Genomic DNA, 7,494 nt, shown 5'->3' with positions numbered 1-7,494 from the left:
TGAATGGATAGAGATAGAGGCTTATCGGGACTGGAAAAGTTTAGTAAAGTATGTCAAAAATGTGCTAAAAAAAGTCGGAACCGAATATGTAATTAATTTTGCTTAAGCACTTATCTTTCTTCAGGATGAAAGCGGACAACTGGAGCATAGGTCCTAATTGCTTGGTCCAATTCATCCTTAGTCAGCGCTTTTGAAATTGCCCAAATTCTTCTGTTGGTGATAACTTTTAACGTTTCCCAAGGACCTATAGCATTACGATCCGCAGTAACTCCTTTTCCACCACCACTTTCGGCACAAACAAATTGCCCATTAGATGCCTTTAAAGCAACTTTTCCGTTACCCAGCTCAACAAATCCAAAGGTTTCCCAGGAACCTATAGCGTTTCGATCCGCAGTAACTCCTTTTCCGCCACCACTTTCGGCGCAAACAAATTGCCCATTAGATGCTTTTAAAGCACCTTTTCCGTTGCCCAGATCAACAAATTCAAAAGTTTCCCAGGGACCTATAGCGGTCCGATTTGCAATAACTTCTTTTCCACCACCACTTTCGGCGCAAAAATAGTGACCAGTAGATGCTTGTAATTGAATTGCACTTAATGATTTCAAGTTAGAACTTTCTGCACTAGTGATGGCAATCACTGAGCCACTGTTAGGTACTAGCTGCCACGGGCTATTTAATGTTGCTCGAGTCCGAAGCTGCTTATCATCACCAACACCGACAATAGTTCCATCATTCATGACGGTAATGCTAATCACTGAGCCACTGTTAGGTACTGGCTGCCACGGGCTATTTAATGTTGCTCGAGTCCAAAGCTGCTTATCATCACCAACACCAAGAAGTGTTCCATCATTCATGACGGTAATGCTAATCACTGAGCCACTGTTAGGTACTTGCTGCCCTGGGCTAGCTAATGTGACTTGCGAATAAAGCTGCTTGTTATCACCAACACCAAGAAGTGTTCCATCTTTCATGGTGGTTATAGCTGTCAAAACCCCGCCTGCTTTCACACCAAGAAGTGCCCCATCACTCATAACAGTAACGCTAATTACTGGCTCACCAATAGGTAACCGCTTCCAGGAATCAGTTAATGTTGCTCGAGTCCAAAGCTGCTGATCCGTACCAATACCGATTAAAGGCATAAAGTCTGGTCTCTTTATTAAGGGTAAATGTCTATGCTACATGCACTATTCCATTAGCCCAAAATTATTGTGTTTTTATTTAATATTCTTAGTTACGAAACCTCTCTGAACGGGTAACATGGTTTTACCCGTTCAGAGAGGTTTCGTAACTATTTTTGAAGGTGCAGTGGTATTCTTTTTTGTGCTTTCTGCCAAGTTGCTAAGGCTTACAGCAATCCCGGCACCCGCGACAATTAATCCAGTCTTTGAAAATTTCATGTAATCCCGTCGCCCAAATACTCTCCTTATCCTGACGAGTAAGCAACAGTGCGATCGTCAAGTAGGTATGAATTGGGGTTTGATTATCATTGGAGAGAATACCGCACGTATTTTCATATTGGTCAATCTTGGGGAGCAAACGAGTCTACAGTTTACAGAATTATCCGAAAAACAGAAAATACATTGACTAAATCCAGGACTTTCACTCTTCCAGGCAAGAAAAGACTGACCAATTCTGATTATCAGGTACAGGTAGTCCTAGTTGATGTTACAGAAAGCCCTATTAAACGACCTAAAAAAACAAAAAAGTTCTAAAACAGCAAAAAAACAACATACACTCAAGTCACAAGTAGTGGTACAAGCAAATGGTAAAATCATCTGCACCGCTCATGGTAAGGGTAGAGAGCATGATTTTCGTATATTCAAAAACAGTAAAGTTAGGTTGAGAAAAGATATAGAGTGCTTGGGAGATAAAGGTTATCAAGCTATTCAGAAACTGCATAATAATAGTCAAATCCCCAAAAAAAGCCTAAAGGAGGTAAGTTAAGTAATGAAGGTAAAAAGAGTAATCAAGAGTTAGCAAAAATTAGAGTTGTATGCGAGTATATAAATTGGGGTCTTAAGGTTTTTAAAATTTTGTCTCTCTTCTATAAAAATCGTCGAAAAAGATTTATTTTAAGGTTTAATCTGATTGCTGCTCTCTACAATTACGAGCTTTGCACCCCAAAATAAAATCTTCCTGAGGGGCTTTTGCAAGAGGTCTAATGTAAACTTGCAAAATGCAAATCTCCAGGGAGCTAAACTCCGGGTAGTAAGCCTGGATAAAGTCGATTTGTCAAGCTTGAATCTCGCTGATGCGGATTTAGCTGGAGTATACCTGGGAGAGGCAAAGCTTAGAAAAACCTGTTTGCGAGGAGCAAATCTAGAGAGAGCAACACTCCAAAAAGCAGATTTGATAAAGACTAACCTAGATGGAGCCAACTTGAAGAAGGCAATCTTAACTGATGCAAACATTTATGGAGCAAGTGTCAAGGATGCAGCCTTCACGGGTGCGATAATGCCTGATGGAAAACGCTACAAGCTGGAAGCCTTCGATACAATAGCTCCTAAACAAGAAGCATCGTTACCAACACAAATACCTATGACACGCAAAGTAATTCGTACAGAGAACGCACCAGCACCAGTCGGCCCGTATAATCAAGCGATCGCTGCCAGCGGTCAAATGATCTTCGTCGCCGGTCAAATTGCTATCGATCCTAGAATCGGTGATATTGTCTACACCGACGATGTAGCCAAGCAAACAGAACAGGTAATGGCTCATCTTGAAGCGATTCTCTCTGCTGCTGGGGCTAACTTTGAGAATGTGGTCAAAACCACCGTCTTTCTCAAAGATATGAATGATTTTGCTGCGGTTAACGCAGTTTATGGTAAATATTTTGACGCAGAGACAGCCCCTGCTCGTGCCTGCGTGGAAGTATCCCGTCTCCCCAAGGATGTGCTGGTAGAAATTGACTGCATTGCGGTAATTTAAGACTTCCGACAGAGGAAAGAGCGATCGCATTGTAGGTTAGAACTCGCTACTCTAACCTACGCCTGTATAGCCTGCAAGCGATTGGTAGAAGGGTTTGCCGACAAAGCGCTACCCGTGTCGCGTATGATAATAGTTATCATTATTAAAAATATCTCGGCATTCTGAGAACCTGCCATGTCATCGCAGACACTGCGCTGCATAGCGTAAATCTATGTCTGCATCGCTCAATTAATCCAGAAAGGGCAATGAACAATCTTACAGCACCCAAACAAAACCTAATTCCGGATATTCCTAAACGGGGAATGCCAGTCACGATCGTTACAGGCTTTTTAGGTAGTGGTAAAACAACGCTGCTAAACCATATTTTGCATAATTGTCAAGACTTAAAAGTAGCAGTTTTAGTTAATGAATTTGGCGATATTAATATCGATAGCCAGCTATTGATTTCCGTCGATCAAAATATGATCGAACTCACAAATGGCTGTATTTGTTGCACAATCAACGATGGATTGCTCGATGCAGTTTATCGGGTGCTGGAACGGAGCGATCGCATTGATTACTTAATTGTCGAAACAACCGGAATCGCAGATCCATTGCCCATTGCCTTGACCTTCATTAGTACAGATTTGCGCGATCTAACTCGGCTCGATTCTATCTTGACTTTAGTAGATGTGGAGACGTTTACACCGGAGCATTTTGAAAGTGATGCTGCCCTCAATCAGATTTCCTACGGTGACATCATTCTGCTCAATAAAACCGATTTGGTTCCCGAAGCGCAAGTCAAGGAATTGGAAGACTACATCCGCGCCATGAAAGTAGGGGCGAGAGTTTTGCGAACTGCCTACGGGCAAGTTCCTCTGCCACTAATTTTAGATGTGGGATTTTCCCAAGCGGAATTTTATCCAGCTAAAGAGGAATCTAGCCATCATCACCATCACGATCACCATCACGATCATCATCACGATCATTCCCATCACTTAGAAAATGATGGTTTCATGTCATTTTCTTTTCAAAGCGATCGCCCTCTCCTTTTAGAGAAATTTCAACAATTTTTAACCGAACAACTTCCCGAAGACGTTTTTCGCGCCAAAGGTTTACTCTGGTTTAAGGAGAGTAGTTTACGCCACATCTTTCAACTGTGCGGTAAACGGGTTGAGATGAAAACTGACAAGTGGATTTCTCAAAAGAGCAATCAGCTAGTATTTATTGGGCGTAACTTGAATGAAGCCCAAATTCAACAGCAGTTAAAAGATTGCCTAGAGTAAATAAAATAGGGATTGTGTCTTATGGCAACTTCAACGATTTCTGCACCTACTACTGTCGGAATTGGCGGAACCGTTCAGGAATATCTCTGGGCTTGGGAAGGGCAACAGTTACCCATCGTTTATGAAACTCTAGGCAAAGGATCTCCCATATTACTTCTGCCAGCTTTCAGCACTGCTTCCACACGCGCGGAAATGCGTGGACTGGCAGAGTTATTATCATCTCAGTTTCAAGTCGTCGCTCTCGATTGGCCTGGATTTGGGCGATCGCCTCGTCTACCCTTGAACTACCAACCCGCCCTATATCACCAATTTCTGCAAGATTTTGTCAAAAATGTTTTTAATACTCCAGTAGCCATCATCGCTGCTGGACACGCTGCTGGTTACGCGATGCAACTAGCGCAACAACAACCGCCCGTTTTGTCGCGGATTGTTTTAGCGGCTCCCACTTGGCGCGGGCCATTTCCGACGATGATGGGTAAACAGCAAGGGTGGTTTGGAACGCTGAGAAATGTAGTGCGATCGCCCATTTTAGGGCAAGCTCTCTACAAGCTAAACACCACGGAATCCTTCATTAGCTTGATGTATCGTCGCCATGTCTACGTTAAACCTGACTCGCTGACTCCTACCCGACTCGAACAAAAGTTGCAGACAGCACATCAACCAGGAGCGCGTTTTGCTCCCGCCGCCTTTGTCACCGGAGGTTTAGATCCGGTTAATCATAGAGACGATTTTCTCGCCTGGTTTCAGCCTTTACCGTTACCCGTGATGGTGGTAATTGGCGAACAAGCGCCGCCGAAATCAAAAGCAGAAATGGAAGCAATGGCTAACGTCCCAGGAGTGCAGACAGTCAGGCTTCCCGGTTCGTTGGGATTACATGAAGAGTACGCAGATGCTGTAGGCGCTGCTATCTTGCCATTTTTGTTGGGTGGGGGTGGGTGAGTGCGATCGCATTTACTTTGTCCTCAAGCCAAGCCAAGCTAACACAGCTAAGGATTTGGTTGCCGTTAAGCAAAACTTAGCGGGCAATTAATTGGCTATAATGCCATCAAAAACTGTCAGCTTTTGAATTATGAACAGAATTGCTCTTGCTTTGCTTACTTGTCCGATAATTTTGGCATCAATGCTCCTGCTAGCGAATACAGCACAAGCCGCTGAAGCTTCAAATATGATGCTGTCTGCACCAACTGCACAAGTTATTGTCGTGCAATATCAACAAGTGCCTGCATCTGTGCAACCGAGTAATCCTATCAAAGACCATCTAGGGTGCAGTTGTGCTGCTTGCACTAAGGCTCTGAGTCAAATGCAAGGTCAGTTTACGCTTTAGTCAAGATGGACGGCGATGGCAAAAAAGCGATCGCGCTTTCTTGAGTTGAAGAATTTCCTTCTCTTTACCCACTATGCCCGTCTTCAGGCGGTAATGGTGGGTTTTTGCTTAATCCACGTAACTTTTAGGCGATCGCTCTTACCATGCTACTCGCGCTAAAATTACTATCCATTTAGTAATATTTAAAATCTCTATCAACTGTCAGCTTCAAGCTAACAATTCATCTAGCGCTACACTAAATCCTCTGAGTACCAATTGCGTACTCACTACATCACCACTATTAAACCCTAATGTCTGACTTTGAGTAATTAACAATACCCGACGACTCTCAGGAAATACTAGCCAGACTTCCGAACAACCCGACTCTAAATACTCGCTTGCTTTGGCAAACAAATCCTCGGCTGAATCCGTTGGAGAAGCGATTTCAGCAATTAGCGGTGGACTTTGTGGCAACCCTCCTGCCTCACCAAACTGCGCTACCAATTCCGCTGTGAGGTAGGATACATCAGGACGACGTCCCTGCCTTAAAGTCCGACAGGGAAGTTCTACATAAACATTTCCTCCTTGTCCAGATTGGGTTATGTAATTTTTCCAGTACCAAGCTAAGTTAGCTTGAACCCCACTATGTCTTACAGTCATTCCCATTTTCTCCACAAGTTGTCCATCTACCCACTCCATACCATCGGGGGGGTTAGCTATAAAGTCTTCTAGAGAGAAGCTTTCGGTTACACTAGCGATCGCCATATTCATCTACTCGCTTTGGTCAGGTACTAATATTATGGCAGGCTGCACATAGCCGATACCCCCAACTTCCTGATCAAAAGAAGTTGGGGGTATGTATTATCTATAAATTACGAAAAATTATTAACGAACCCTAGCTGTTTCGCACTCCAAACGAGGTGCAATTAGCTCTTCAGATACCATCTCATCTGGAAAATGTTTATCTATAATTTCAGGGATTTCTGTAGCGTTAATCCGAGTGTAGCGGGTTTTATCCGGCATAACGATGTTTGGCCCTGATTTGCAACGCTTCATGCAGCCAGTTCCTTTAATCGTAATCTGGTCGTCCAAGCCGCGATCGCGCAAACCTTCTTCCAAAGCCTGACAAACTTTATTAGCACCCAACTTGCAACAATCGGACTTTTTACACACCAAAATTGTCGCTTTGACGCCGGAAGGTAGAGGCAATTTTTTAGCAGGTCGAGGCAATTCCTGAATTTCCTCAACTTGTGTAACTTCCTGCAATTGGCTGGGAGGAACACCGGGTTTAACCAGATAAGCTTTTTGTTTGACTTCTCCACTTTTTAACTTAAGCTTGGTTTCGCCAAAAACCTCAACCCAAGTACCGGGTGTCACTCCTGAGCGAAATAGGGAAATCCGAGCTTCTTTGGCAAGCTTGATCTGACATTCACCCTCTGAAGTTGCGAGTCTCAAATATTTGATTTTATAGCCATCTTCGATGACAAAACCGAGTAACCATCCCTCAAGGCGGAATTCTGAGTTGTTTTGTTTAAATTTACTCATGCTTTTTTACAACCTCTTTTAACTTTCTTTTGGATCGTTACTCGTCTGCCAGCAGCGTTCCAGATGGCTCACCAACTCGCCGCGCGATGCAGTTAACTGCCTAACCACACTCCACAGCTGAATCGCTGCTGTCGTGTTGTAGACCTCAACCAGCAAGGGCTGGTCAACAGCACACCCACAGGAAATTCCTAACTCTCGCAAGCGGTAATAAACTTGCCACCGATCTGCTCGATTCACCTCAACAACCTTGCCGGTTTCTGGTTGTGGCTCAATTGGCTCTATTGGATTCATTCGTTCCCACAGACGCGAAAAATTAGCATTGTCTATAACTTCCCTGGACTCGCTAGCCTTTCCGAAAATTCCCTGACATAGGGAATTTTTACAATTTCACCCTAGTTAATACATATAACTCAAACGACAACAATTCTCAACTAGCTTAACTGAAAATTTAAT

Annotated in this window: 9 protein-coding genes and 2 pseudogenes; 7 read left to right on the top strand and 4 right to left on the bottom strand. The window is 43.5% G+C overall.

All coding sequences use genetic code 11. From position 1 onward, the window contains the following. A pseudogene (locus tag NDI34_RS15915) lies at positions 1 to 106 on the top strand (IS630 family transposase); the annotation flags it as partial. A 4-nt stretch (positions 107 to 110) separates the two neighbouring features. On the opposite strand, the gene NDI34_RS15910 reads toward NDI34_RS15915, so the two are convergent. Beyond that, a complete protein-coding gene (locus NDI34_RS15910; RefSeq protein ID WP_348233134.1) occupies positions 111 to 1,139 on the bottom strand; it encodes a hypothetical protein in 1,029 nt (342 codons plus the stop codon). A 306-nt stretch (positions 1,140 to 1,445) separates the two neighbouring features. Here NDI34_RS15910 and NDI34_RS15905 point away from each other — a divergent pair, with 306 nt between their 5' ends. The 6 genes and pseudogenes from NDI34_RS15905 to NDI34_RS15880 all read left to right on the top strand — a co-directional run bounded on the left by NDI34_RS15905 (position 1,446) and on the right by NDI34_RS15880 (position 5,517). Next, positions 1,446 to 1,712 (top strand): transposase family protein, encoded by a 267-nt coding sequence (locus NDI34_RS15905; protein WP_206753683.1) that lies wholly within the window; start codon positions 1,446 to 1,448, stop codon positions 1,710 to 1,712. Continuing rightward, a complete protein-coding gene (locus NDI34_RS15900) occupies positions 1,663 to 1,944 on the top strand; it encodes a transposase family protein (RefSeq protein ID WP_190676774.1) in 282 nt (93 codons plus the stop codon). Before NDI34_RS15905 ends, NDI34_RS15900 begins: the two co-directional genes overlap by 50 nt. 219 nt (positions 1,945 to 2,163) lie before the next feature. Beyond that, positions 2,164 to 2,928: pseudogene (locus NDI34_RS15895) on the top strand (Rid family detoxifying hydrolase); the annotation flags it as partial. 245 nt (positions 2,929 to 3,173) lie between these two features. Then, on the top strand, positions 3,174 to 4,193 hold the full coding sequence (locus NDI34_RS15890) for a GTP-binding protein (protein ID WP_348233133.1): 1,020 nt from the start codon (positions 3,174 to 3,176) through the stop codon (positions 4,191 to 4,193). 21 nt (positions 4,194 to 4,214) lie between these two features. Beyond that, positions 4,215 to 5,132, top strand: a complete 918-nt coding sequence (locus NDI34_RS15885) for an alpha/beta hydrolase (RefSeq protein ID WP_348233132.1) — start codon at positions 4,215 to 4,217, stop codon at positions 5,130 to 5,132. A gap of 130 nt (positions 5,133 to 5,262) precedes the next feature. Continuing rightward, complete coding sequence (locus NDI34_RS15880; protein WP_190415162.1) at positions 5,263 to 5,517, top strand: hypothetical protein; 255 nt, start codon at positions 5,263 to 5,265, stop codon at positions 5,515 to 5,517. Between the two features lie 207 nt (positions 5,518 to 5,724). On the opposite strand, the gene NDI34_RS15875 is transcribed toward NDI34_RS15880, so the two are convergent. The 3 genes from NDI34_RS15875 to NDI34_RS15865 form a co-directional block, all read right to left on the bottom strand. After that, the gene (locus NDI34_RS15875; protein ID WP_348233131.1) at positions 5,725 to 6,261 is read right to left on the bottom strand and encodes a Uma2 family endonuclease; all 537 of its coding nucleotides are present in this window, start codon (positions 6,259 to 6,261) and stop codon (positions 5,725 to 5,727) included. Positions 6,262 to 6,381: 120 nt separating this feature from the next. Further along, complete coding sequence (locus tag NDI34_RS15870; protein WP_348233130.1) at positions 6,382 to 7,041, bottom strand: (2Fe-2S) ferredoxin domain-containing protein; 660 nt, start codon at positions 7,039 to 7,041, stop codon at positions 6,382 to 6,384. A gap of 18 nt (positions 7,042 to 7,059) precedes the next feature. Further along, positions 7,060 to 7,332 carry an Asr1405/Asl0597 family protein gene (locus NDI34_RS15865; protein WP_190415158.1) on the bottom strand — a complete coding sequence of 91 codons (273 nt, stop codon included), beginning with the start codon at positions 7,330 to 7,332 and terminating at the stop codon, positions 7,060 to 7,062. Positions 7,333 to 7,494 lie beyond the last annotated feature (162 nt).

The sequence above is a fragment of the Trichocoleus sp. DQ-U1 genome (assembly GCF_039961925.1).
Classification (GTDB): Bacteria; Cyanobacteriota; Cyanobacteriia; order Cyanobacteriales; family FACHB-T130; genus FACHB-T130.
This window is presented reverse-complemented; position numbering and strand designations above follow the sequence as displayed.

What these genes read in the sequence shown, in the direction of transcription:
- NDI34_RS15900 (WP_190676774.1), top strand. Translation starts at nt 1,663, where the DNA reads ATGTTACAGAAAGCCCTATTAAACGACCTAAAAAAACAAAAAAGTTCT.
- NDI34_RS15880 (WP_190415162.1), top strand. Translation starts at nt 5,263, where the DNA reads ATGAACAGAATTGCTCTTGCTTTGCTTACTTGTCCGATAATTTTGGCA.
- NDI34_RS15870 (WP_348233130.1), bottom strand. Translation starts at nt 7,041, where the DNA reads ATGAGTAAATTTAAACAAAACAACTCAGAATTCCGCCTTGAGGGATGG.
- NDI34_RS15885 (WP_348233132.1), top strand. Translation starts at nt 4,215, where the DNA reads ATGGCAACTTCAACGATTTCTGCACCTACTACTGTCGGAATTGGCGGA.
- NDI34_RS15875 (WP_348233131.1), bottom strand. Translation starts at nt 6,261, where the DNA reads ATGGCGATCGCTAGTGTAACCGAAAGCTTCTCTCTAGAAGACTTTATA.
- NDI34_RS15890 (WP_348233133.1), top strand. Translation starts at nt 3,174, where the DNA reads ATGAACAATCTTACAGCACCCAAACAAAACCTAATTCCGGATATTCCT.
- NDI34_RS15910 (WP_348233134.1), bottom strand. Translation starts at nt 1,139, where the DNA reads ATGCCTTTAATCGGTATTGGTACGGATCAGCAGCTTTGGACTCGAGCA.
- NDI34_RS15865 (WP_190415158.1), bottom strand. Translation starts at nt 7,332, where the DNA reads ATGAATCCAATAGAGCCAATTGAGCCACAACCAGAAACCGGCAAGGTT.